General features: G+C 56.4%; 1 protein-coding gene. It reads left to right on the top strand.

Annotated elements, in window-relative coordinates:
• The first annotated feature begins 214 nt into the window (after positions 1-214).
• Complete coding sequence (locus QMX91_RS31310) at positions 215-589, top strand: hypothetical protein (RefSeq protein WP_134786444.1); 375 nt, start codon at positions 215-217, stop codon at positions 587-589.
• The last annotated feature ends 97 nt before the right edge of the window (positions 590-686 follow it).

Here is a 686-nt window from a genome sequence, read left to right as displayed (position 1 = left end):
AGCTTGCTCCCGCTGGGTCGCGAAGCGGCCCTGAAGATTTTGTGAGCGCTACGCGCTCAAGCGGGAGCAAGCTCCCTCGCCACAACTCGGTATCAAAAGTGACTAAACAGCCACACCCTGACTCAAAAGCTCTGCAAACAGCAAAAGCGGCCTAAAGCCAGCACGTGCACACACGTTCTATAGCCAGCCGCCATTGAGTACAGGAGATGCACACGTGAAAAGGTTCAAGGGGTATGTCGGGATTGTCGGACTGGCGCTGCTATCGGCCAATGCCTGGGCCGATCTGCCTCAAACCTCAATTCTGAGCCGCTACGGCATCAGCAGCGATCAATTGCCGAAACCGGCGAAGACCGAAGCAGCCGAGCCGGTCGAAGAGAAAAGCCTGTTTCAGATCCAGCCCGAACAGCCGTTCGTGACGTTTCGGCGCGGTGATGACAAACAAGCGCAAGCCACTGGCAATCTGAGCATTGACCGCATGACCCAACAGGATCTGGAGCGCTGCCGGCGTCTGCAAGCGGAGCTGGCGCGGCGCGGTGAGCAGCATTTCAGTTGCGATCACAGCATTGTGGGCCTGCCTGCTTTCGAATAACCCAGGCGGATAACACTTCCCCTGTAGGAGCTGCCGAAGGCTGCGATCTTTTGATTTTGATCTTGAAAAACAAAGTCAAAAGATCGCAGCCTTCGGC

Origin of the sequence: Pseudomonas sp. PS01299 (assembly GCF_029960145.1) — a bacterium.
GTDB lineage: Bacteria > Pseudomonadota > Gammaproteobacteria > Pseudomonadales > Pseudomonadaceae > Aquipseudomonas > Aquipseudomonas putida_A.
The sequence above is the reverse complement of the archived record's forward strand: the minus strand, read 5'-3'. Positions and strand labels throughout refer to the sequence as shown.